At 62.7% G+C, this 22,769-nt stretch carries 26 protein-coding genes and 1 pseudogene; 13 read left to right on the top strand and 14 right to left on the bottom strand.

Annotation, left to right across the window (positions count from 1 at the left end; all coding sequences use genetic code 11):
* Positions 1–3 precede the first annotated feature (3 nt).
* Genes SOM18_RS04225 through SOM18_RS04215 form a run of 3 tightly spaced genes read left to right on the top strand, consistent with a single transcriptional unit; the run spans position 4 to position 2,896 of the window.
* Entirely contained in the window at positions 4–1,263 is a 1,260-nt protein-coding gene (locus SOM18_RS04225) for a spinster family MFS transporter (RefSeq protein ID WP_192191670.1), read from the top strand.
* Entirely contained in the window at positions 1,260–2,150 is an 891-nt protein-coding gene (locus tag SOM18_RS04220) for an SDR family NAD(P)-dependent oxidoreductase (protein ID WP_320481344.1), read from the top strand. Before SOM18_RS04225 ends, SOM18_RS04220 begins: the two co-directional genes overlap by 4 nt.
* Positions 2,147–2,896, top strand: a complete 750-nt coding sequence (locus SOM18_RS04215) for an SDR family NAD(P)-dependent oxidoreductase (protein ID WP_320481343.1) — start codon at positions 2,147–2,149, stop codon at positions 2,894–2,896. Before SOM18_RS04220 ends, SOM18_RS04215 begins: the two co-directional genes overlap by 4 nt.
* A gap of 4 nt (positions 2,897–2,900) precedes the next feature.
* On the opposite strand, the gene SOM18_RS04210 is transcribed toward SOM18_RS04215, so the two are convergent.
* The 9 genes from SOM18_RS04210 to SOM18_RS04170 form a co-directional block, all read right to left on the bottom strand.
* Positions 2,901–3,917, bottom strand: a complete 1,017-nt coding sequence (locus SOM18_RS04210) for an NADP-dependent oxidoreductase (RefSeq protein ID WP_132898215.1) — start codon at positions 3,915–3,917, stop codon at positions 2,901–2,903.
* Complete coding sequence (locus tag SOM18_RS04205; protein WP_320481342.1) at positions 3,914–4,921, bottom strand: acyl-CoA dehydrogenase; 1,008 nt, start codon at positions 4,919–4,921, stop codon at positions 3,914–3,916. The genes SOM18_RS04210 and SOM18_RS04205 overlap by 4 nt, the downstream gene beginning before the upstream one ends.
* Position 4,922: 1 nt before the next feature.
* Positions 4,923–6,098 carry an acetyl-CoA C-acetyltransferase gene (locus SOM18_RS04200; RefSeq protein WP_192191657.1) on the bottom strand — a complete coding sequence of 392 codons (1,176 nt, stop codon included), beginning with the start codon at positions 6,096–6,098 and terminating at the stop codon, positions 4,923–4,925.
* A 19-nt stretch (positions 6,099–6,117) separates the two neighbouring features.
* A complete protein-coding gene (locus SOM18_RS04195) occupies positions 6,118–7,293 on the bottom strand; it encodes an acyl-CoA dehydrogenase family protein (protein ID WP_320481341.1) in 1,176 nt (391 codons plus the stop codon).
* Positions 7,293–8,441, bottom strand: a complete 1,149-nt coding sequence (locus SOM18_RS04190) for a thiolase family protein (protein ID WP_132898212.1) — start codon at positions 8,439–8,441, stop codon at positions 7,293–7,295. Before SOM18_RS04190 ends, SOM18_RS04195 begins: the two co-directional genes overlap by 1 nt.
* Positions 8,438–8,866 carry an OB-fold domain-containing protein gene (locus SOM18_RS04185; RefSeq protein WP_320481340.1) on the bottom strand — a complete coding sequence of 143 codons (429 nt, stop codon included), beginning with the start codon at positions 8,864–8,866 and terminating at the stop codon, positions 8,438–8,440. The genes SOM18_RS04190 and SOM18_RS04185 overlap by 4 nt, the downstream gene beginning before the upstream one ends.
* A gap of 61 nt (positions 8,867–8,927) precedes the next feature.
* Positions 8,928–9,701, bottom strand: coding sequence for a helix-turn-helix transcriptional regulator (locus SOM18_RS04180; protein WP_192191654.1), 774 nt, complete (start codon positions 9,699–9,701; stop codon positions 8,928–8,930).
* A gap of 100 nt (positions 9,702–9,801) precedes the next feature.
* Entirely contained in the window at positions 9,802–10,416 is a 615-nt protein-coding gene (locus tag SOM18_RS04175) for a TetR/AcrR family transcriptional regulator (RefSeq protein WP_192191653.1), read from the bottom strand.
* A gap of 85 nt (positions 10,417–10,501) precedes the next feature.
* Positions 10,502–11,212, bottom strand: coding sequence for a carboxymuconolactone decarboxylase family protein (locus SOM18_RS04170; protein WP_320481339.1), 711 nt, complete (start codon positions 11,210–11,212; stop codon positions 10,502–10,504).
* A 173-nt stretch (positions 11,213–11,385) separates the two neighbouring features.
* Here SOM18_RS04170 and SOM18_RS04165 point away from each other — a divergent pair, with 173 nt between their 5' ends.
* The 6 genes from SOM18_RS04165 (at position 11,386) to SOM18_RS04140 (ending at position 17,771) form a co-directional block, all read left to right on the top strand.
* Positions 11,386–12,141 carry an SDR family NAD(P)-dependent oxidoreductase gene (locus SOM18_RS04165; RefSeq protein ID WP_320481512.1) on the top strand — a complete coding sequence of 252 codons (756 nt, stop codon included), beginning with the start codon at positions 11,386–11,388 and terminating at the stop codon, positions 12,139–12,141.
* A gap of 9 nt (positions 12,142–12,150) precedes the next feature.
* The gene (locus tag SOM18_RS04160; RefSeq protein WP_192191652.1) at positions 12,151–12,912 is read left to right on the top strand and encodes an SDR family NAD(P)-dependent oxidoreductase; all 762 of its coding nucleotides are present in this window, start codon (positions 12,151–12,153) and stop codon (positions 12,910–12,912) included.
* Positions 12,909–14,075, top strand: a complete 1,167-nt coding sequence (locus tag SOM18_RS04155; RefSeq protein ID WP_320481338.1) for an acyl-CoA dehydrogenase family protein — start codon at positions 12,909–12,911, stop codon at positions 14,073–14,075. Before SOM18_RS04160 ends, SOM18_RS04155 begins: the two co-directional genes overlap by 4 nt.
* Complete coding sequence (locus tag SOM18_RS04150) at positions 14,072–14,857, top strand: enoyl-CoA hydratase/isomerase family protein (protein WP_320481337.1); 786 nt, start codon at positions 14,072–14,074, stop codon at positions 14,855–14,857. Before SOM18_RS04155 ends, SOM18_RS04150 begins: the two co-directional genes overlap by 4 nt.
* A 43-nt stretch (positions 14,858–14,900) precedes the next feature.
* Entirely contained in the window at positions 14,901–16,913 is a 2,013-nt protein-coding gene (locus tag SOM18_RS04145; RefSeq protein ID WP_320481336.1) for a 3-hydroxyacyl-CoA dehydrogenase NAD-binding domain-containing protein, read from the top strand.
* 117 nt (positions 16,914–17,030) lie between these two features.
* Positions 17,031–17,771 (top strand): SDR family oxidoreductase, encoded by a 741-nt coding sequence (locus SOM18_RS04140; RefSeq protein ID WP_320481335.1) that lies wholly within the window; start codon positions 17,031–17,033, stop codon positions 17,769–17,771.
* Positions 17,772–17,875: 104 nt separating this feature from the next.
* On the opposite strand, the gene SOM18_RS04135 is transcribed toward SOM18_RS04140, so the two are convergent.
* Entirely contained in the window at positions 17,876–18,289 is a 414-nt protein-coding gene (locus tag SOM18_RS04135; RefSeq protein ID WP_192191647.1) for a hypothetical protein, read from the bottom strand.
* Between the two features lie 511 nt (positions 18,290–18,800).
* Between SOM18_RS04135 and SOM18_RS04130 the strand changes: the two genes are divergently transcribed.
* The gene (locus SOM18_RS04130; protein ID WP_320481334.1) at positions 18,801–19,127 is read left to right on the top strand and encodes a DUF4113 domain-containing protein; all 327 of its coding nucleotides are present in this window, start codon (positions 18,801–18,803) and stop codon (positions 19,125–19,127) included.
* Between the two features lie 428 nt (positions 19,128–19,555).
* Complete coding sequence (locus SOM18_RS04125; RefSeq protein WP_320481333.1) at positions 19,556–19,888, top strand: hypothetical protein; 333 nt, start codon at positions 19,556–19,558, stop codon at positions 19,886–19,888.
* Positions 19,889–20,097: 209 nt separating this feature from the next.
* Here the strand turns inward: SOM18_RS04125 and SOM18_RS19400 are convergent, their stop codons facing one another.
* Both SOM18_RS19400 and SOM18_RS04120 read right to left on the bottom strand, forming a co-directional pair.
* The gene (locus SOM18_RS19400; protein WP_414712097.1) at positions 20,098–20,346 is read right to left on the bottom strand and encodes a DUF6894 family protein; all 249 of its coding nucleotides are present in this window, start codon (positions 20,344–20,346) and stop codon (positions 20,098–20,100) included.
* Between the two features lie 147 nt (positions 20,347–20,493).
* Positions 20,494–20,997 (bottom strand): GAF domain-containing protein, encoded by a 504-nt coding sequence (locus SOM18_RS04120; RefSeq protein ID WP_320481332.1) that lies wholly within the window; start codon positions 20,995–20,997, stop codon positions 20,494–20,496.
* Between the two features lie 330 nt (positions 20,998–21,327).
* Here SOM18_RS04120 and SOM18_RS04115 point away from each other — a divergent pair, with 330 nt between their 5' ends.
* Positions 21,328–21,810 carry a DUF4142 domain-containing protein gene (locus SOM18_RS04115; RefSeq protein ID WP_320481331.1) on the top strand — a complete coding sequence of 161 codons (483 nt, stop codon included), beginning with the start codon at positions 21,328–21,330 and terminating at the stop codon, positions 21,808–21,810.
* Positions 21,811–21,960: 150 nt separating this feature from the next.
* Here the strand turns inward: SOM18_RS04115 and SOM18_RS04110 are convergent, their stop codons facing one another.
* Positions 21,961–22,302 (bottom strand): hypothetical protein, encoded by a 342-nt coding sequence (locus SOM18_RS04110; RefSeq protein ID WP_320481330.1) that lies wholly within the window; start codon positions 22,300–22,302, stop codon positions 21,961–21,963.
* Between the two features lie 138 nt (positions 22,303–22,440).
* On the opposite strand from SOM18_RS04110, the gene SOM18_RS04105 reads away from it, so the two are divergent.
* On the top strand, positions 22,441–22,626 hold the full coding sequence (locus SOM18_RS04105) for a hypothetical protein (RefSeq protein WP_320481329.1): 186 nt from the start codon (positions 22,441–22,443) through the stop codon (positions 22,624–22,626).
* A gap of 44 nt (positions 22,627–22,670) precedes the next feature.
* Here SOM18_RS04105 and SOM18_RS04100 read toward each other — a convergent pair.
* Positions 22,671–22,769: pseudogene (locus SOM18_RS04100) on the bottom strand (IS481 family transposase); the annotation flags it as partial.

The following is a 22,769-nucleotide window of genomic DNA, read 5'->3' as shown; positions in this document are numbered from 1 at the left end:
ATGATGGGACAGGCCGCAGATACCCCGACGACGGCATCACGACGGATCGCATTGTTGGTGCTGATCGTGGTGTCGGTGTTCAACTATCTCGATCGGACGGTGATCTCGATCTTGCAGGTGCCGATCAAGCGCGACCTGTCCCTCAGCGATGCTCAGCTCGGCGCGTTGACCGGGCTGACGTTCGCCCTGTTCTATTCCACGCTCGGCGTGCCGATCGCGCGGCTGGCCGATCGGTACAGTCGCAGGATCGTGATTGCGGGATCGTTGTTGCTGTGGAGCGCGATGACTGCGGTAAGCGGGTTCGCTGGCAGCTTTGCCATGCTAGTTTTCTTTCGCATTGGCGTGGCGCTGGGAGAGGCAGGCAGCATTCCCGCAAGCCATTCGATGATTGCCGACTATTATCCGCCGGAGCGCCGGGCGACGGCGCTCGGTATCTGGGGGCTCGCACTCCCGATTGGGGTCATGCTGGGGTATCTGTCGGGCGGCTGGCTCGCCCAGGCGATCGACTGGCGGGCCGCTTTGTGGATTATCGGAGGGATCGGCGTCGTGCTGGCACCGATCGTCCTGATGATGCTCCGGGAACCGGTTCGCGGGCGCTACGATGCCGGGCCCGCCCCCGACGCCATGCCGTGGCGCGACGGGCTGGCGCTGATGGCGCGACGGCCGAGCCTTTTGCTGCTGTTCGCCGGTGGCGCGCTGAACAACGTCGTGCTCAGTGTTGCGCTCAACTGGAACGCGCCATTCTATACGCGGCTGCACGGCATGGCGCTTGGTGACGTCGCAACTGCGCTGTCGCTGATGACAGGTCTTGGCGGCGCAATCGGTATTTTCCTGGGAGGGTGGCTGACCGATCGTATCGGGGCCGACAAGCCTCATCTCCGGCCGGTATTGACCGGGATTGCTCTGATCGCGGTCACGCCTGCCGCACTCGTCCAGCTGTTGTCGCCATCGACCACGGTATCGCTGATCGCGTGTGCGATGACGGTCATGCTGCTGTTCTTCTACTACGCGCCGATCATCGCGATGACCCAGACGCTGGTGCCGGCATCGATGCGGGCATTCACGTCGTCGATCCTGTTGCTGTCGGTCAATCTCATCGGGCTCGGTCTTGGACCATGGCTGACGGGCGTCCTGAGCGACGTCATCGGCATGGGCGACCAGTCGTTGCGCTATGCGATGGCGGCGATGTCCTTCGTCGGAATCTTCGCAGGGTCATGCTTCCTTCTCGCCGCCCGCTATTACAAAAAGGATTTGGCAAAATGAGCGATTGGTCGAACGGCTGTGCTGTCATTACGGGTGGCGGCAGCGGAATCGGCGCTGCACTTGCGCGCCATGCAGCGACATTGGGCATGAACGTCGTGCTCGCGGATATCGCGGTCGAAGATGCGCAGGCGGTCGCCGACGAGATCGGAGCCGATCGTGCGATCGCGCTGCGTTGCGACGTGTCGTCCGAAGCCGACGTCACCGCGCTCGCCGATGCTGCGGAGGCCCGGTTCGGCCGTGTCGGCGTGCTCTGCAACAACGCCGGGATCGTGCCTGGTGGGCGTCATCGACGTGTGTGGGAATATACCGAAAACGACTGGCAATGGTCGCTCGGCGTTAATTTGGGGGGCGTATTGAACGGCATGCGCGTGTTCGTGCCCCGTCTATTGGCGGCGGAAGCGCCTGCGCATATCATGAACACGGCGTCGGTCGCCGGGCTGGTCAGCGGGTCGGGATCGGCCTGTTATGGCGCGGCGAAGCACGCCGTGGTCCGCGCGACCGAGGCCCTGTATGCGGGCTTGCAGGAAATGGAGGCTGCGATCGGTGTCACGCTGCTTCTGCCCGGCCTGGTAGCGACGCGGATCTACGATGCCGAGCGGTCTCGTCCGCAAGCGTTGGCGGGGCCAGATGGTCCGCCCAGCGAGTCCGCCGCTCTGGAAGCGATGCGCGACGATCTCTATCGCGGCGCACTTACTGCCGAACAGACCGCCACCATCGCCTTCGACGCGATCCGACAAAACCGCTTCTACGCGACGACGACCGACGCGTTCGATCCCGCAATCCGCGCGCGTGCCGATGCGATCCTGTCCCGGACGAACCCCCATTTCGAGAGCATCGTCGACATGAGCCGCAAGGATGCCGGATTGGCGGTCACGTCGGCGGGATGAGCTTCGTCGGCCGCTCTGTACTGATATCCGGTGCGGCAATGGGTATCGGCCTCGCTACCGCGGGTCGCTTCCTCGAGCACGGGGCCGATGTATGGCTCGCCGACCGAGACGAACGCGCGCTCGCGTCTGCGTGCGGTGATCTCCCCCTTGCCCGCCGCGATCGTGCCATCGTGCTCGACGTCACGAACGAAGATGACTGGGCGGACGCCGCCAGTCGCATCGCCACGGCCGGCGGGTTGGACGTCCTGATCAACAACGCCGGGCGGGGTCATTTCCGTATGCTCGCCGATACCAGCCTTGCCGAGTGGCGCGAGATCCGCGCGGTCAATGTCGACGCACTGTTCCTCGGCACGCGCGCGGTGCTGCCGATGCTTGACGCGTCGGGATCCGGTGCGATCGTCAACGTCGCGTCGATCCGGGGCATGACTTCGGGGCCGGGATCGGGTTCGTATAGCGCGGCAAAAGGTGCGGCGCGCATGTTCGGCAAGGCGGCCGCGTTGGAGTTCGCGGCGCTCGGCAACGGCGTGCGCGTCAATACGGTCAATCCCGGCCTGATCGACACCCCGCTATCGCGTGCGGTATTCAACGATCCCGCTGCGTCTGCCAGGCGATTGGCGGACATCCCGCTCGGTCGCGCGGGGACTGCGGAGGAAGTCGCCGACGCTATCGTCTTTCTCGCAAGCGACGCCGCCGCCTATATCACGGGTGCGGAGGTGACGATCGACGGCGGCCAGACCGCGGGCTGACGCGTCACGCCGTGACCAGCAGCGTCCCGTCATTACCTCCGTCAAACAGTGCGACGAACGCTTCGGGCAGACGCTCGAACCCGGCGCGCTGGTCGACGCGGACGGTGAGCCGGCCCTCGTCAGCCCAATCCCGCAACTTCGCGCGCGCAACAGCAGCGCGACCGACGAAATCACCGACTACGAACCCTTCCATGCGAATGCGGCCATAGACCAGCTTCATCATGTCTCGCGGCCCTGGAGCGCCGCCCGCCCGGTCGTAGGATGATATTTGCCCACACAAGACGATACGGCCAAAATCGGCCATCGCGTTCGCCGCAGCCTCGAGTTGCTCGCCACCGACATTGTCGAAGAACACGTCGATGCCGCCGGGGCACAGTTCAGCCAAGCGGGCCGGAACGTCATCGTTGCGATAGTCGATCGCTGCCGTCGCACCGAGTTCTTCGACCAGCTTGCGACATTTGTCGGGCCCCCCTGCGATACCGATCACGCGACAGCCTACTATCCCCGCGATCTGGCACACCAGCGAGCCAACCGATCCTGCCGCGCCTGACACGACGACGGTTTCGCCCGCCAGAGGCCGTCCGATGTCCAGCAACCCGAAATAGGCCGTCAGGCTGTTCGGTGAATACAGGCCAAGCGCCTCGATGAGTGTCACGTCGGCAGGTATCGGAAACGGCGGAACGGGCGCTGTATCCGGACGCAGCACGCTCCAGTCCTCCCACCGCGCCATCGCGACCATCCGGGTGCCAACGGGATGATCCGGATGGTTCGACTGCACGACCTCACAGGCTGTCATGCCGGCGATCGTGCCGCCGATCGGGATCGAGCCGCGATAGCTTGCGGGGCCGGCGTTCAGCCAGTTGCGGATCGTCGGAGCCACAGCGAAGATATGGTTGCGGACCAACACTTCGCCTTCGTCCAGCGCGGGAGGCGTGAACGGCTCGGTCAGCATGGCAAAATCGCTCGTCGCGACGCGCCCGTCGGGCCGCTTGGCCAAAGTCCATTTGCGGTTGAACGTCACGCCGCGAGCGCCACGCGCGCCTCACTGGCACTGCCGAATACACGTGCCAATAGAATGACCCGGCGCAGGCCGCGTCCGACTGGAAGTTCGTCGGTCACGCCCATGCCGCCGTGAAGGTGCACCGCCTCCTCGGCAAGCCGCTGTGCGGCGTCCGCGACATAGGCCTTGGCGCCCAGCACGCCACGCACGAACCCGGCATCATCGCGGTCGACGATCGCCGCTTTCAGCATGAGCGATCGCGCCTGTTCAAGCGCGACGAACATCCGCGCCAACTTGTGCTGAACGACCTGAAAGGTGCCGATCGCGACGCCGAACTGCTGGCGCTGGCGCACATACTCCACGGTCTGCTCGTACAGCGTGGACATTGCCCCCACCAATTCGGCCACGTGGCAAAGGCGAATCATTGCCAGGGTCGTATCGCCGTCCCCTTGCGTCAGGGCCAGAGCGGGCGTGCCGTCAAACCGCATCATGCCGGCAGCCGATCCGTCGATCAGCCGCACCGGGTCGATCGAAAGCCCCTCGGCGTCGCGTTCGACGAGCCAGGTCGCACCGTCGCCTATCACGACCAGTGCGGCTGCATCGACTGCGGACAATACAAAATCCGCACGTCCCGTCAGCCGCGGGCCATCGTTCGAGACATCGGCCACCGCGACAGCGAGCACGTGATCGCCCGTCATCGCCGGTGCTACCCATGTCTCGATCGCCGCGGCGTCGCCCCCACGGGCGATCGCATCCGCGGCGCCGACGATCCCCTCGGCTAGTGGCGTGATCGCAAGCGCGCGACCGAATTCTTCCGCAACGATCATCACGTCCTGCGGACCGCCGCCCAGGCCACCCGCTGCTTCGGGCAACAGGAAGCCGAACAGTCCCAGTTCGTCCAGCGCACGCCAGTCGTCCTGCAAGATCGGCCCCTCGCCCGCCGTCGCGGAGTCCGTCCGATCCGCCAGAAAACGGCCGACGGTATCGCGCAACAGGACCTGTTCCTCGCTGGGGGTGATGTTCATGTCACACCCGCTCCACGATCGTGACGTTGGCAATGCCCCCGCCCTCGCACATCGTCTGCAAACCGTACCGCCCACCGCGCGCATGCAGCGCATGAACGAGAGTCGCCATCAGCTTCGTGCCCGTCGCACCCAGCGGATGGCCAAGGGCGATGGCACCGCCATTCACGTTGAGCCGTGCTGGATCGGCACCGAGCGCGGACAGCCACGCCATCGGGATTGATGCGAATGCCTCGTTCACCTCGAACAGGTCGATCTGATCCAGCGTCATGCCCGCACGCTGCAGCGCACGACGGGTCGCGGAGATAGGCTCCTCCAGCATGATGACCGGATCGCCCGCCGTCACGGTGAGGTTGTGGATGCGCGCGAGCGGCGTCAAGCCATGCGTCCGAACCGCTTCGGCGGAGGCGACGAGGACACCGCTGGCACCGTCGCAGATCTGGCTGGCGGTCGCCGCGGACAAGGTGCCCTTCTCGCTCAAGAGCTTGACCGAACCGATCGACTCGAGCGACGCGTCGGCACGTACGCCCTCGTCATGATCATGCACGACCGATTTGCCATCCACATCGATCGTCGTGACCGGAACGATCTCGGCAGCGAAGGCGCCGGACGCGCGAGCGGCTACCGCCTTGCGGTGGCTTTCCAGCGCATAGGCGTCCATCGCAGCGCGGTCGAAACCGTATTTGTCGGCGATCATCTGTGCACCGGTGAACTGGCTGAAGCCCTCGACGCCGTAGCGTTCCAGGATCTTCGCCGAGAAGGGACTGCCACCCATGCCGGCCTTGGCGGCCAGCGCCACGGGCGATCCCATATGGACGCGGGACATGCTCTCGACGCCGCCGGCGATCACCAGATCCTGCGTGCCAGACATCACCGCTTGAGCCGCGAAGTGCAGCGCCTGCTGCGAGCTGCCGCATTGACGATCGATCGTAACGGCAGGCACGCTGTCGGGCAGTGACGACGCAAGGACGACGTTACGGCCAAGTGCGAAGGTCTGCTCGCCGATCTGGCTGACGCAGCCGATGATGACGTCGTCGATCGTCGCTGGATCGACACCGGTCTCGGCGATGATGGCGTCGAGTATCGTCGCACCCAGGTCGGCAGGGTGAATCCCTGCAAGCCTGCCATTGCGACGGCCACCGGGAGTACGTTTCGCGGATACGATGAAAGCTTCTGGCATGAAAATGGTCCTTCGATGGTCAGAGGCCGACGGCGGCCTTGGCAATGATGGTGAGCTGGATTTCGCTGGTGCCGCCGAAGATCGACCACGCCCGCGCATTGAGATAGCGTGCGGCGGCCAAGCCGGCCTCGGGCGGACCGACCAGTGCGGGCGCGTCGGCGGCGTGGAACGGGCGTTCGGCGGGGAGTTGCAAGCTCGCCATGCCGAACGCGTCGATCGCAAGACCCTCGATCCCCTGGCGCACTTCGGAGGCGATGAGTTTCACCGCGAGGCTACGCGCATGCGGTGGATTGCCCTGCTCGATCTCCAGCAACGTGCGCAACTCGGTCATCTCGAGCGCTTCCGCCTCCAGCCGCAGCCGTACGGCGCGATCCGCAAGTTCGCCGGTCAGCGTCGTGGCGCGTGTCAGACGGTCGAGATCGGCCAGCAGTTGCGGCGCATAGCCGGTACCACCGCGCTCGTTCTCGAGCAGGAACTTGGCGATCGTCCACCCCTGCCCTTCCTCGCCGACCAGGTTCGCGACGGGGACACGGACGTCTTCGAGAAAGACCTCGTTGAGTTCATGGTCTCCCGATGCGCTCAGGATCGGTCGGACGGTAACACCGGGCGATGCCATGTCGATCAGCAGGAACGAGATGCCGCGCTGCGCCTTGACGGTGGCGTCGGTGCGTACCAGCGCGAACATCCAGTTCGCGAATTGCGCCTGCGTGGTCCAGATCTTCTGACCCGAAACGACATAATCGTCGCCTTCGCGCACCGCGCGCGTGCGAAGCGAGGCGAGGTCCGAGCCTGACCCCGGTTCCGAAAAGCCCTGCGCCCAGATGTGCTCGCCGCTGCGCAATGCGGGCAGAAACCGCTCCTGCTGCTCATCGCTGCCATAGGTATACAGGACAGGCCCGACCAGCTTCAGTCCCATACCGGGCAGGATCGGTGCGCCCGCGGCCGTGCATTCGGTCTCGAATATCCAGCGGCGCACGGCATCCCATCCCGGACCACCCGCTGTCTTAGGCCAGAAATAGACTAGCCAGCCCTTGGCGTTCAACGCCGCCTGCCACGCGAGATACACATCGGGTTCGGCGAACACGCCCGACGTCAGGGTTGCGCCCTGCCGCATCGCCGGCGTCAGCGCGTCCTGCAGAAACGACCGCACCTCCGTACGGAAAGCCTGCTGTTCCGGGGATAGCGAAAGATCCATCACGCGCGCTCCACGATCGCGACGCCCGAGACGCCGGGGGCGCCATAGACGTGACTATAGCCCAACCGGGGGCTGCCCGGCACCTGCCGCGCGCCGGCCTGGCCGGTCAGCTGGCGGTAATTCTCGTACACCTGCCGCAACCCCGAGGCGCCGACCGGCTCCCCGCACGCGAGGCAACCGCCATCGGTGTTGACCGGCAGCGCACCGCCGATCCGCGTGCGTCCCTCGGCTAGCCATCGTTCCTGCTCGCCGTCGGCGCAGAAACCGTTCTCGGCCATGTGCATGATCTCTGCGCCGCTTTCGGTATCCTGCAACTGCGCGACGCTGATATCGGCAGGACCGACCCCGGCCATCTCATATGCGGCGCGCGAGGCGATCTCGGTGGGCGATGGCCCACGATCGATTGCCAGCGCCGGCGAAAAGACCTCGAACGACCCCGGCGGTCGGCTTCGGACCGCGGCCGCACGAAGCCGCACCATCGGCAATCCCAGTTCGCGTGCGCGCTTGCCACTGGCAAAGATCAGAGCGACCGCGCCTTCGCCGGGCGAGCAGAACATGAACTTGGTCAGTGGATCGCTCACCATCGTCGATTGCAGGATCATGTCCGCATCGACCGGTTCGCGCCGCCATGCATGCTCGGTCAGCGCACCATTTGCGAACGCCTTCTCGGCGACCGCCGCGAGCGTCGGTGGCGTAATGCCGTAAGCTGCCATGTACCGCTGGATCTTCATCGCGAAGAACTGCGTGGTCAGCATCAGGCCAGTCTCGCCATACCATTCGGGCAGGCCCCAATCGGCAGGCTTCGGATCGAAGGCACCGCGCGGATGCTTGTCGAAGCCGACGGCGATACCCAGGTCGAATTCGCCTGACTTGATCGTCGTATACGCGCCGAACATCGCCGAGCCGCCGGTCGCGCACCCGTTCGACACGTTGATGAACTGCAAGCCGGTCAGTCCCAGATCGGAGACCATCGTGTCGGCTTTGCCCGCAGCATCCGATCCACCATACGCGAACTGCACGTCGGGCCAGGCAAGACCCGCCTCGGCGAGTGCCGCGCGCACCGCGAACGCCCCCTGCTGCAAGCCGCTGCGCCCCGGCGTACGGCCGAACGGGTGGATGCCAGCACCGACGATGAAGACGTCGCTCATGCCGCGATCCCCGTTGGCGCGAAAGCGAAGGTCGTACGAACCTCGCCATCCATTCGCGTAAAGGCCTGCGCCACCAGCGTCATCGGCATGTCGATCGCGAACTGGTCGATCGGTGCGCCGGTCAACCGACCCTCGACGATCAATGCTTCACCCAGAGCCACATAGCCGACCGCATAGGGTTCGAACGCTTCGGGCCCCGCATAGGGCGGCGACTTGGGACGGAAGCGCTGCACCGTCCACGACCACAAACGGCCTTCGCGGGGCAAGGTTACCGTTTCAAAACGGTCCTCGTCATCGGGTAGCGGAAAGGCGATCGCGCCCGTCATGCGATCGCGACCCGCCAACAAGGCGACGTCGCCCTCTCGATCGCGGACAAGCAAGCGATCGTCGATCAGGGGCGCATCTTTCTGCGGTGCATCCAGCATATCTCTCTCCTTAGTTCGAGAGACTAGCGGCATTGCCTATGATACGCCGCTGACCTTTGTGTCAGCGCACCTTGCCGAGAAAGCCGAGCTGCGCCGCCTTGAACAGCGCCTGGTCGCGATTGACGGCATCGAGCTTCTGCGCGGCGGAGCGGATGTGAAAGCGGATGGTGGTGCGCTTCAGGCCAAGGATGATCGCGATATCGTCGTTGGTCTTGCCTGCCCCCGCCCAACGCAGACACTCTACCTCCCGCTTCGTCAGGGCCACTCCCGCTAGCTGCTCGCGTGGATGTTCTGTCGCCTTGACGTAGCTGGTGATGAAGATTCTCGCGAGCAGCGCCAGTGCCTCGTCATGCGCGCCGAAGATCGCGCTCAGGTCCTCCACGTCATGATCATGATGGACGAAGCTTGCAGCGCCGATCTGACCGAACGGGAGATGCACCGGCGCCACGATCGCCGCGCGCGTGAACGCCCGCGCCTCAAAATCGGAGAGGTCGAGCGCTTCCAGCGCACGATTGCGCGACCGCGAATAAATGCCGCTTCTGTTGCACCAGAACGGTTCCCCCTCCAGCCGACACGCCTTGGGCAAAGGCGACGTCAGTCCGAGCAGGGGTACTTCCCACCATAACGCCCCAGCCTCGCCCGGCGTGAAGACATCGCCGGCGAGTACGCGGCCGTCCACATCCTTCATCGGCGTCGAGGTGGCGATATTGTGCGTGATGTTGACGAGTAGCCCGGTGCGCTCGCTCACCGCATCGCGCAGCGCCTCGGCAGCCGGACGTATGTCTGCGGACGTCTGTATCCGTACCGCGTCGAGGATATTGTCGTCGATCAGCATGGCAGCGTGGAGGGACTCACCGTCCAAGCATAAACACGGTGAGGATCAGGTCGCGATCGGTCGTACATGGACGGGGTCTAACAGGATCGCCGCCGGCGCGTTACCCCTGCGATGGGTTGGTCTTGAGCCCGTCGAAGAAGGGTTGGCATAGCGCATCCGCGACTTGCTCCGGCGTCTGTGTCGGGGCCAGCGGCGGGTACCATTTATACGCCCAGTTGCACATGCCCAGGAAGCCGTAGGTCGTAATGGTCGAATTGACGCTGCGGAATTCGCCGCTCGCTATGCCGGCCTCGATCAAGCCCTTCACGCGGGCGAAATAATCGCGTCTTGCCTGGCGGATAGCATCGCGCATTTCCCCTTCCAGATCACCGTAATTGTCCATGAAAGCACGAACATAGCCCGGGTGGTTGGCGATCTGAGTCAGGATGCCGACGCACGCCGCGCGTAGCGACGGTACCGGATCGGAGCCCTCCTCCACCGTAAGCCCGGCAAGCAAGGCCTGGATATGCGTATCGTGGATCGCGTACAGAATGGAAATCTTGCTCGGGAAGTAATGGTACAGGGTCGGCTTTCCCATGCCGACCTCGTCCGCGAGCATCTGCATCGACGTATTGTGATACCCGACTTTGTCGAACAGGCCGGCGCAATGCTCGATGATCGCAATACGCTTCTCATCATGCGCTTCCGTGCGAACCTTGGTCGTCTTTGCCGGCATGCGGTGTCGTATCCTGTTGTCTATCAGTTGTCGTTCGTATGCCGTTCGAGCGCGTGCGTCCATGCATCCGAGCAGCCTTGGCCTGTTAACCGCCCTTTGGCGCTTCCATCGCGGTTGCGCCGATCACCCATGCCGACAACCCGGCGACCGGGACCGCGCAGAGGATGGCTTCGGCGATCTCGGCCTCGGTCGCGCCCGCCTTTCGTGCGCCATCGATGTGAACGGACGCCCAGTTACTATAGTCCGCGGCGAGCACGGTCACGAGCAGGAGTTCCGCATGAGCCGGCTCCAATGCGGTCCCCGACAGCGTCCCCTCACGCATGAGATAATAGGCGTCGGCGCCGGTGGGCACGAGATCAAGCAACAGCCGAAGCGATGGCGGCACCGTACCGAAATACTTGATGAAATTGCCTTCCGCGTCTCCCTCCTCGACCTCAACCGGCTGCTCATCGGCCTCGATCACGGCATCGTCGGGATAGGTCACGCTCAGCACTTCGGCGAAACGGAGCGCCGCCCCCTCGCCTCGCGAACTCGACAAAATCGTCATCGCCGCGGCGGCATGCTCGCTCGTCAGCCCAGCGGTCGCGGCCTGCGCCAGTTCCCGTCGAGCCATCGCCTCATAGCCTTTCGTACAAGCGGCCGCGGCGACAAACAGACGCTTGAGCGAAGCCGGCAGCGCACCGTCCTCCTCGACCACCTTACGAAACCGCGCATAACCCGCGACGGTCTTCGGCGCGTTGGAGCGCAGTCGCCCGCTTGAAAGCAGCGGATTGTCTTCGGGGGCGTCGCGAGTCACGTCTTTCTCCTTCAAGCAGAAGCCGATGAGCCTTGGTGCGGCCTGTGTACCGCCCTTCTTAACGACCATCCAGACGCTGACAACAGTTGACGACCGACCGTACGGTCGATTATTCGTGACGGCGATAATCGAGAAGGATGTCAGGCTATGACGAACGACCGGCAATCGACGTGATGAGAGAATTGGAAAACCGCGTTGCCCTGGTCACCGGCGCAGCGTCGGGCATCGGGCGCGCTACCGCCCGTCGCATGGCCGAACACGGTGCGACCGTTATTCTCGTCGATCGAACAGCAGACGCCTTGCCTAGCGCGCTGGAAGACCTGCCGGCAGGTGCGCACCGCACCGTCACGCTCGACGTCACCGACGAAGCCGGATGGATCGACGTGGCGCGGACCATTGCCAATGAGATCGGGCATCTCGACATCCTGGTGAACAACGCCGGCTTCGGGACCTTCCGTTCCATCGCCGATACGACGCTCGATCACTGGCGGATGGTCATGGCCGTCAACCTCGACAGTATCTTTCTCAGCACCAAATATCTTCTGCCCCTGCTTGCGAAGTCGCCGACGGGCGGTGCGATCGTCAATATGTCGTCGATCCGCGGCATCGCGGGCGCCGCCAACACCGGCGCTTACTGTGCGGCAAAGGGCGGCGTTCGCATGTTCACCAAGGCCACTGCACTCGAATGCGCGGCCTTGGGCAACGGGGTACGCGCCAACTCCATTCACCCCGGACACGTCGCCACGCCCCTGACAGCGGGAGCGCACGCGTCGGAGGAAGGACAGCGCGCGCTGCTGGCGGACACTCCGCTTGGGCGCAAGGCCTCGCCGGACGAGATAGCCGACGCCATTGTCTTCTTAGCCGGAGACGGATCGCGTTACATGACGGGCTCCGAACTGGTCGTCGATGGCGGATCCACCGCACAATAGGAGACAGTCTTGAAGATCAACGACATAGCCGCCATCGTCACCGGTGGCGCATCCGGACTAGGCGGCGCCACCGCTGCGATGCTCGCGGCCAGAGGGGCCAGGGTAACGATCGTAGATCGGGATCGTGACGCCGCAGAGTCTCACGCCACAGCAATCGGCGGGCGCGCCGAGATCGTCGACGTAACGGACGACGCCGCCATCGAAGCTGCACTCGCCGAGGCGGAGCAGGCCCACGGCGTCGCCCGGATATTGGTCAATTGTGCCGGCGTAGCGCCCGCGATCAAGACCGTCGGCAAAGAAAACGTTCCGCATCCGCTCGACGCCTTCCGCCGCGCCGTCGAGATCAACCTGATAGGCACCTTCGCTATGATTGCCCGCTTCTCGGCGAGACTGGTCGCGGCCGAGCCGATCGGTGAGGAACGCGGCGTGATCGTCAACACCGCTTCGGTGGCCGCCTATGACGGACAGGTAGGCCAGGCAGCCTATGCCGCCTCGAAGGGTGGCGTCGTCGGCATGACGCTCCCCATCGCTCGCGACCTTGCGCAGCATCGCATCCGGGTGATGACGATCGCCCCCGGGATCTTCCTGACGCCGATGCTCATGGGCCTGCCACAAGCGGCGCAGGATTCGCTGGGAACGCAGGTGCCGCACCCTAGCAGGCTCGGGAAACCAGACGAATATGCCGCGTTGGTCGAAGCGATCCTAACCAATCCCATGCTCAACGGCGACGTGATCCGCCTGGACGGTGCGATCCGGATGGCACCCCGATGAGCGGCACCACCATTGCCGCAGCCGTGGCAGGCTTCGTTCGCGACCAGGTGGTGCCGTACGAACACGATCCCCGGCGTAACGCGCACGGTCCTTCGGACGAACTCGTCCAGGAGTTGCGCAATCTGGCGCGTGCGGCCGGAGTCCTGACCCCGCATATTCTTTCCGACGGCAGCCACCTGTCGCATAGAGATACGGCTAAGGTGCTGCGCGCTTCCGGGTTGTCGCCACTCGGGCCATTGGCGGTCAACGTCATGGCACCCGACGAGGGCAACATGTATCTGCTCGGCAAGGTCGCCAGCACCGAGCAAAAGACGCGCTTCCTCTCGGCGCTGGTGGACGGAACGGCGCGATCCGCCTTCTTCATGACGGAGCCAGCGGCCGATGGTGGCGCCGGCTCGGATCCGTCGATGATGCTCACGACCGCAACGCGCGATGGAAACCACTGGGTCGTCAATGGTCGCAAGGCGTTCATCACGGGCGCCGACGGTGCCAAGGTCGGCATCGTGATGGCGAAAGCCGACGAAGGTGCGACGATGTTCCTGGTCGACCTGCCCGATCCTGCGATCACGATCGAACGCGTGCTCGATACGATCGACAGTTCCATGCCGGGCGGTCATTCGGTTGTCGCTGTCACAAACCTGCGCATCCCGGCCGACCAGATGCTTGGCAATCCGGGAGACGGCTTCAAGCTCGCGCAAGTTCGGCTGGCGCCCGCACGGCTTACCCATTGCATGCGGTGGCTGGGTGCCTGCGACCGCGCGAATGAGATCGCGACCGACTATGCCTGCCGCCGCCACGCGTTCGGCAAGCCGCTGGTCGATCACGAAGGGGTCGGCTTCATGCTTGCCGAGAATCTGATCGATCTGAGACAGGCCGAACTGATGATCGATTGGTGCGCCGACGTGCTCGATACGGGCGCGCTTGGTACCGTGGAAAGCTCGATGGCAAAGGTTTCGGTCAGCGAGGCGTTGATGCGCATCGCCGATCGTTGCGTGCAGGTCATGGGCGGCACCGGCGTGACCGACGACACGATCGTCGCGCAAGTCTTTCGCGAGGTACGCGCCTTTCGGATCTACGACGGTCCCACCGAGGTCCATAAGTGGAGCCTTGCCAAGAAGATCAAGCGCGACTGGCGCGACGCCCAAGGTCCGGTTCAAACATGAACGGCTTGCTGTTCGAGCGCGTTGGACCGGTGGCTTGGCTGACCCTCGATCGCCCTGACGCAGCCAACGCGATAGACGTGCCGATGGCGAAGGCGTTGATGGAGACTACGATCGAGTGTGACGAAGACCCGGCGATACGGTGCGTCATCTTGACCGGAAACGGCCGCATGTTCTGTGCCGGTGGGGACGTCGCCGGCTTTGCAAAAATGGGTGATGCGTTACCCGCGCACATCAAGCAGACGACTGCGTATCTGCATGCCGCCATCACTCGCTTGGCGCGAATGGACAAGCCGCTCATTACGGCAGTCAACGGTCCAGCGGCGGGTGCTGGTATCGGGCTTGCCGTCATCGGTGACATCGTGTTGGCAGCCCCCGAGGCCCATTTCACGATGGCGTATACCGCACTCGGAATGTCGCCAGATGGCGGTACAAGTTGGCTTGTTCCACGTCTCGTAGGATTGCGACGGGCACAGGAACTATTCTTTTGCAACACACGCGTCTTGGCGACCGAAGCCGCCAAGATGGGACTTGTGACGCGCGTCGTAGAAGGCGGCAGCCTCAGAGAAGAGGCAACGGCATTGGCCGAAAAGTTGGTGACCTCCGCCACATTGGCACTGGGCGCAACGCGGCGTCTGTTATTCGATAGTCTGGTCACGCCGCTCGAAACACATCTCGACGCCGAAGCACGCAGTATCGCAAGTCAATCGCGACGGTCTGAAGGCCGCGAAGGCATCGCGGCCTTCCTGAGCAAACGCAAACCGACATTCCAAGGTGCTTCTTAGCCCTGTCTACACCGCGTTGAACGACAGAAATTCTGGAGACTGTATGACTTCGCCGATCCGCTCCGAACGCCATGACGACGTGCTCGTCATCACCTCGAACAACCCGCCGGTCAACGCGCTCGGCGCCGCGGTCCGCCAAGGCCTTGAGGCGGCGATCAAGGAAGGCGTGAACGACGATAGCATCACCGCGATGGTGATCCGCTGCGACGGCCGTACGTTCTTTGCGGGTGCGGACATCACCGAGTTCGGCAAGGAGATGGTCGAGCCCGGCCTGCCCACCGTCGTCGACATGATCGAGGCGTCGTCGAAGCCCGTCGTCGCGGCGATCCACGGCACGGCGCTCGGCGGCGGCTGCGAAGTCATGCTCGGTTGCCATTACCGCGTTGCCGTCCCCTCGGCCAAGATCGGCACGCCCGAAGTGAAGCTCGGCCTGCTCCCCGGCGCGGGTGGCACGCAGCGTATTCCGCGCATCGCCGGCGTGAAGCTCGCGCTGGAGATGACCGCGAAGGGCGATCCGATCTCGGCGAAGAAGGCGCTCGACGCCGGCCTGATCGACAAGATCGTCGGCGAGGATTCGCTTGAGACCGACGCCGTTGCATTCGCGCGCGAGATCGCGACCAAGCGTCCCCTGCCCCGTGCGTCCGAGAAGACCGCGCAGGCCGATCCGGATGCCGTGGCTGCGTTCAAGAAGGAGAACGCCCGTCGTTTCCGGAACTTCGACGCGCCGGCTGCCAACATCGCCTGTGTCGAGAAGGCTGCGGACCGCTCCAGCTTCGCAGAGGGCATCGCCTTCGAGCGACAGGAGTTCATGAAGCTCATGATGGGCGTGCAATCCGCCGCACAACGCCACATCTTCTTCGCCGAGCGCCAGGCCGCCAAGATCGACGACGTCCCCGCCGACACCAAGCTGCGCGAGATCAAGCGCGTCGGCGTGATCGGCGCGGGCACGATGGGCGGCGGCATCTCGATGAACTTCCTGTCGGCGGGCATCCCCGTGACGATCGTCGAGATGCAACAGGACGCACTCGACCGCGGCACCGGCGTCGTGCGCAAGAACTACGAGGCGACCGCCGCGAAGGGCCGGATCAAGTCCGAGCAGGTCGAGCAGGCGATGGGCGCGCTGAAGCCGACGCTGGACTTTGCCGACCTGGCCGAGTGCGACCTGATCATCGAAGCCGTGTACGAGACGATGGAGGTGAAGAAGGAGATCTTCACCAAGCTCGACGCGATCGCCAAGCCGGGCGCGATCCTGGCGTCGAACACCTCGTATCTCGACATCGACGCGATCGCCGCGTGCACCAAGCGGCCTGAGGACGTCGTTGGGATGCACTTCTTCTCGCCGGCCAACGTGATGAAATTGCTGGAGGTGGTGCGCGGCGACAAGACCGCTGACGATGTGCTGGCGACGGTCATGGCGCTCGCGAAGAAGATCAAGAAGGTCGCTGTCGTTGCCGGCGTTACGTACGGGTTCATCGGCAACCGCATGCTGATGCCGCGGCAGGTCGAGGCGACCAAGTTGCTGCTGGAAGGCGCGAGCCCGGAGCAGATCGACAAGGTCCATGTCGCGTTCGGGATGCCGATGGGGCCGTTCCAGATGAGCGATTTGGCGGGCGTCGACATCGGCTGGCACCGCGATCCGAGCCGGATCGAGAACATCCGCGATGCGCTGGCGGCGGAGAACCGCTGGGGCCAGAAGACCAAGGCGGGCTTCTACGATTACGACGAGAAGCGGACGCCGTCGAACTCCGCGCGCGTCACCGAGATCATCGACGACTTCCGCAAGAAATCGGGCGTAACGCCGCGCGAGATCAGCGACGAGGAGATCGTCGTGCGGACGCTCTACACAATGGTGAACGAAGGCGCGCTGATCCTCGAAGAGGGCAAGGCGCAGCGCGCGTCGGACGTCGATGTGGTGTGGATCTATGGCTATGGCTGGCCGGTGTACCGCGGCGGGCCGATGTTCTGGGCGCAGTCCGAGGGGTTGCCGAAGGTCGTCGCGGGGCTCGAGAAATACGGGTTCCCGGTAGCGGAGTCGTTGAGAAATGGGATACGCTGATCTTAGCATGCGCTGCTGTGCGGCATGCCGATGTCGCCCCGTCCGCCCGCTCCCGTCCGTGATTAGGTGGTACAACACAGGCTGCGAAGCCCGATGATCCCGTCGCCGGCCCGACAAGTGAGCAGAACGCTGACCGGGCGGCTCGCGCTTGTCACGGGCGCGGGTGGTGGTCTCGGCCACGCAATCGCTCGGAGCCTCGCTGAGACTGGTGCGGAAGTGGTAGTTCACGGTCGTGACCGGGGGCGGTTGGAAGCGGTCGTAGCCGAATTGGTGGATGCGGGCGGCTATGCCAAGGCAATTGTCGTCGACCTAGAGGACGAGAGCGCCCTTCGCGATTCCGTAACAGCGCTCGGTCCGATCGACATACTCGTCAGTAATGCGGGTCTACGCGATCGACGTCCCCTCGCTGAACTCGACCGCGCCGCTTTCCGCCGGCTGCTCGAAGTAAACCTTGTCGCTCCGTTTGACCTCGTGCGAATGGTGGCACCGCAAATGCGAGAAGGTGGGCGGATTATTACGATCACATCAATTGCCGGACAGATCGCGCGCGCTGGTGACGCCGCTTATACCGCCACCAAGGGCGGGCTTGAAGCGCTGACCCGCGCGCTCGCTGCCGAACTGGGCCCACGTGGGATCACGGTCAACGCGGTCGCGCCGGGCTATTTTGCGACTAATGCCAATGCGCCGATGGTGGCCAGCGAGGAGATCGCGGCGCACCTTGCGAGGCGCACGTCACTCGGCCGCTGGGGCCATCCTGCCGAGATCGCCGGAGCGGTCGTGTTCCTCGCCTCGCCGGCAGCTTCCTACATTACGGGCCAGGTAATTGCCGTCGATGGCGGATACCTTGCCCACTTTTAGGCCGTAGCTTGGTCGGCGTCGAGCGTATCGACCCAAACTCGGTCATTCGTGCTGCTCTGCCTGCTCCCCGGAAACGGACGCTTGTTCATGTGTCAAACCGCCGGTTAAGCCCGAGGCGTGGCGTCTGAGCTTACGACACTCCCCGCGGATATGGGCCTTGTCAGGCCTATGCTGTGCAGCACTGCCGCCTGTGTAAGCATAATCGCCAACCACCAAGTCGCGTCGGCCAAGCTGATCGACCAGGGATGGCCACGTAGATTGAGCGCAATCGAAAGAGCAGGCAGCACGAAGCCGATCCAAATTATGAACGCGCTTCCTAACGCAACTGTCCACGGCCCCGCGTCTACCGGGGCCAGGATAAGCGCGCCCGCCAGGATCGCCGCTAACCAGAATAGCGCCAGCGTTGCAGCTGCGATCGTTGCGCCTTTGAGTGAATACCGGAACCGGAAGAACAAGATGATCAATCCGGCAATCGTCGCCGCCCCAATCGGGAAAATGTTGCTAAGGATGTACTGCATCGACGTTAATCTTTCTTATAGAGTTTTTCTTACTACGGCCAGATCAATGCCCTCACAACTCTAGACAGTAAGTTGACTGTTCCTGTGCCTTCAGGCCCCCTGTGCACATGCCATTAGTCCCGAACCCTAACCTCTTTATGGCACCAGCCCTGCCGGGGAAGCTGCCGAGGCAAGCAAACGGGTTTGAATATTCTATCCTTGGCCATCTGTGCGCTTGGGCTAACGGATCCTCCGATCGGCGAGCCGCTCGACACGAAGCTGGTCAAACCTCGATGGACCCATAAGTCGCCGTTCGGGTGCCCTTCCCCGCCTCCCAACTTCCGCCGTTCATTCATCGGGTTCCACGGCATCGCTTGCCTTCCGTTTAAGCGGTCGTTCAAAATGACTGCCTGGAAATTGATGGCTTCCGAAAGTCATCCCGAACGATCCAAGATTGGCCGCCTTGCCTACACCCGCGCCCGGTACGACAATGCGCAGCCTTATATCGGTGTCCGCGCCTACCCTCCATCCCATGACGAACGACAGCTTCGAACTAATCGGGGCCGCCAGGCGCGCGGCTGAAAAGGCGTGGCGGGATGGTTACGCCTACACGAAGGCCGGTATCATGCTCGACGATCTGCCTCCTGAGGACGAACGGCCGCGCACGCTGTTCGAAGAGGATACGGCCAAGCGAGACCGGCTGATGGGCGCACTCGACGCAATCAATGGCAAATACGTGACGTGGACTGCGGTGACGGGGTCGCAGGGGTTCAAGCGAGAGTGGAAGCTCCGGTCGAAGATGCGATCGCCGGCGTGGACGACGGACATTGCTGAAGCGCCAATTGTCTCTGCGCGATAGAGGATCAGATGGAGACTGCCGCGTGGCGTTGCTCGGCATTGCGGCTTCTGAAAGCTCAACCCTTCGGGGAGGCGGACACGAGCTTAAACATCGCTTCCCCAATATATGCCCTTAGCGCGCGCCGCGTTAAGCTGATCGTCTTGCCCTCACCGAGACATGACGCAATTGCCGGCTTCAATTGCTCAGTGGCACCGGTATCTTGCAAGCTCCATGGACGTGAAATTAGCAGAACGTGAGCAGCAACCGGTGACGATCGAGCGACGCAATCGCCGAGCGCACGTTCCGGGCGGTAACTGGCCGGCAGTGCTGCAACAGGACCATTAAACTCATCAGCTAACTTGAGGGGGGGAAGGTCTTTTATAAGGCCCAGATCTGGCGCCTTCCGGAATTGAAGGCGGTATAGTGCAGGATACAGGGCACCCCGAAAAATGTCCGGCTGGATTATCATCATCGTAACAGAGCCCGGTCTGCTAGCGTCAACCGAAAGGCACTTAGAGTTTGACGCCTTTGACGCCAAATCAACATATTCTGCCGTATTGGGTATTGATCTGACAAATTGGCTAGCTACCGATCTTGTCTTTTTGTCCCGTATTATACAATCTGCATACCTCGCCACGAATATGTCAGCTTTGTCATGCCGTAAGTCGGTTCCCGACTGCGCGGCAACAGAAGCTGAGAGGGTGATCGCGCATGCCGCTGAAAATCTAGCTACGCTCAACCGATTCATGACAATCCCCACCATTTCTTATGTCATTCTGTGATTGGTCTATTTAACCCTACTAATAATGGCATCAACTTCGCGCGTTGGAAACACCGGCTACCTCATTGTCATGCAGTCTGCCGGGTCCGGCCAATTACACCTCCGGGTGTATTGGCGCCACCAGTTCGTTCGTGTCTCAGGCGGCCAGCACGCAGTGGCTTATGGTCAACTTTTCGCCCGAAACCAGTAATTGCGAACACAGCCTACTAGCTATTTCGTATCGCCTCCGGCTGGCGCATTGGTGACATAAGCTGTGAGCCTAAAGAGGATCAATCCCCGCTCGTTCGTCACATCGACGAGAAAATCCCGACCGTCCCATAAGACAGCTGGTTCGCCGTGCATGATCTGGCCGGCAAAAATTATAGCATGCTTCCTCGCTGCTGCGTGATCAGCCAACTCGGTCCCCTCACTATCGGGCTCATGCCGGTTGTCAGCCGTATTGAAGAAGTATCGTGCCATCGTGATGTTTCTCTGGGCTCGCAAACGGGCACAGGGGGGTAAAGTTGCTACGTTTCACAAGAGATGCGCTGCCGTGGATCAGTATGCAGTTTGCAGTGCATCGTGCCGCTCCGCGTCCGGCGGTGCGTTAACCGACGATCCGGATGCTCACGTCGATATAGTCCGGAAGGTTTGGGGCTGCATTGCGGGCCGCTGAGACACTATGCTCGCGACGTGGTCCGCGAATCGCCTGAGCGTCGGCACCATATCCGCCTGCGCCAGCTTGCGCGGATGGGGGTCGATCGCGCACAGCGTTCCGAAAAACGTCCCGTCCGAAAGGATGATCGGCAGCGACACATGGCTCTTGAAGCCATAGAGCGCGGGCGCCGGGTGGGTGTTCCAACGCGGATCGGCGGAGACGTCGTCGATCACTACCGCATTGCCGGACTCGCGGATGTCGTTGCAGATCGTCGTCGAGATGCGCAACTCATCTCCCGGCGACATACCGAAGTCGATCTGGTCGAGCACCTGGCACGCAATCCAACGCGCCTCCGTTATGCGCGCGACCGCGACAAATCCCATTCTCGTGAGTGCCGCCACATCCTCGAGAATGCGACGTATTTCGTCATCGTCGCCAAAGCGCGCAGCATCCGCAGCCAGTTCGTCGATCATATGTGATCCCCCAACCCAGTCGTAGTCACATATGATAGGCCTGACGAATCCTGCTTAATCGCAAGCGTACGTAGCCGTTCTGCCCACGGCGAATTTTCACGTTTTGAGCTAGAATATAGAAGATAGACCACAGTTCTAACATGCCATCATTCGCAAGAATTACTCAGATCCGCGGCACCCCCAGCGGCCTGATCGGTCACGTGATCCGCGTGAACCCTCGAATCGTATAAATCAAGATTAAGAGTGGGGCAGGATGTCGATCGATAAGGGAACACTATGATCGACCGATCCCTTATCAACTTACGCAAATACAAGGCGTAGGAGAAGATTATGAAGCGGCTTATTCTCACGGCAGCGCTGATCGCTACCCCCACACTGGTAGCGGCACAAAGCGTGCCATCCCCTGCTACCTATGTCATGAAAGCTGGCGCGTCGGACCAATATGAGATCCAATCGAGCAATCTCGTAATGGCCACTACGAAGAACGCCGAGCTTAAGCAGTTCGCCACGATGATGGTAAGCGACCACAACAAGAGCACTGCTGATGTGAAGGCCGCAGCTACGCAGTCCGGCCTGACGCCAAAGCCCCCGATGCTCGACGCGATGGGCCGCAAGAATATTGCTGCGCTCAAGGCGTCCAAGGGACCAGCCCGTGATGCACTTTATATCAAGCAGCAGAAGACTGCTCACCAGCAGGCACTCGCCCTTCACCAGGGTTTTGCCACTTCCGGTTCGGCTCCCGCGCTAAAGCAGGTCGCGTCGACCATCGCGCCAACCGTTCAGCATCACATTGAGATGCTGGCGTCCATGTAAAGACAAACCTCGACCCGTTTCGGCGGGTCGAGATCTTTGGTGACGCCTAACTACAAAATTTCGCGACGGAACTCTGAGCTCTGAGCTCTGAGCTCTGAGCTCTGAGCTCTGAGCTTTGCCGTCGCTAGTCCATAAGATACTGTCGGATAGCTATTTCTCAGGCCCGCTTCGCGACGTGTCGAGGTCAATGTCTTCACCCGGATTACCGCCACCTGCGCTGGCCCCACTGCCGTAAACTTCACCCGTTTTGTTGTCGATATATGCTCGCTTACCAGCCTCGCGAGGAATGTCCCTGCCGTCATCCCTTTCGACCGACCCGGCACCAGGCGCCCGGTCCCGGTTCTGTAGGTGACGCTCTGCGGCATGGTCCATGCTATCGTACTCGTCGCCCGAGTAACCATCACCTTTACCGAAACCGTCGTCGGCTGGGTTTGCGTCCTTGGATTTTACCCGGACATTTTCGTTAGGCTTCGGCGTGCTCTCGTCAGTCATGGCAACCTCTCAGTGTTGTTGGTGACCAACGCACAACCGGCAGAAAGCTCCGCGAATGTGATGAAGGCTTTGTCAGTTGACCGATACCGCGGTCGGCATAGCATCGCCTTGCCCATCAAGGGCTTGGAGATTGGCCACATGCGTACCCTGCTCGTCGCTGCCGCGTCTTTGTCGTTAATTGCCGGTGGGGCGCCTGCATTCGCCGCACCGTGCAAAGACGCCAAGGGACGCTTCACGAAATGCCCGCCCAAAGCACCGGCCAAGCCGGCCCGTTGCAAGAGCGCGAATGGCAAGTTTGCAAAATGCGGCACGGCTGGCGCCTAGCCTGTCTAAGGTGAGACGAGCGCGGGTGATCACACCCGCGCTCGCTAGGTGTTTAGTCCCGGCATCTGGTGGATCGGATCGACGATGAACCTGTCCGGCTCTGACGTCCAGACTTTGGCGATGTATTCGTAAGGCGTAAGGCC

This window comes from Sphingomonas sp. CFBP9019 (genome assembly GCF_034045155.1).
GTDB lineage: Bacteria > Pseudomonadota > Alphaproteobacteria > Sphingomonadales > Sphingomonadaceae > Sphingomonas > Sphingomonas aerolata.
This window is presented reverse-complemented; position numbering and strand designations above follow the sequence as displayed.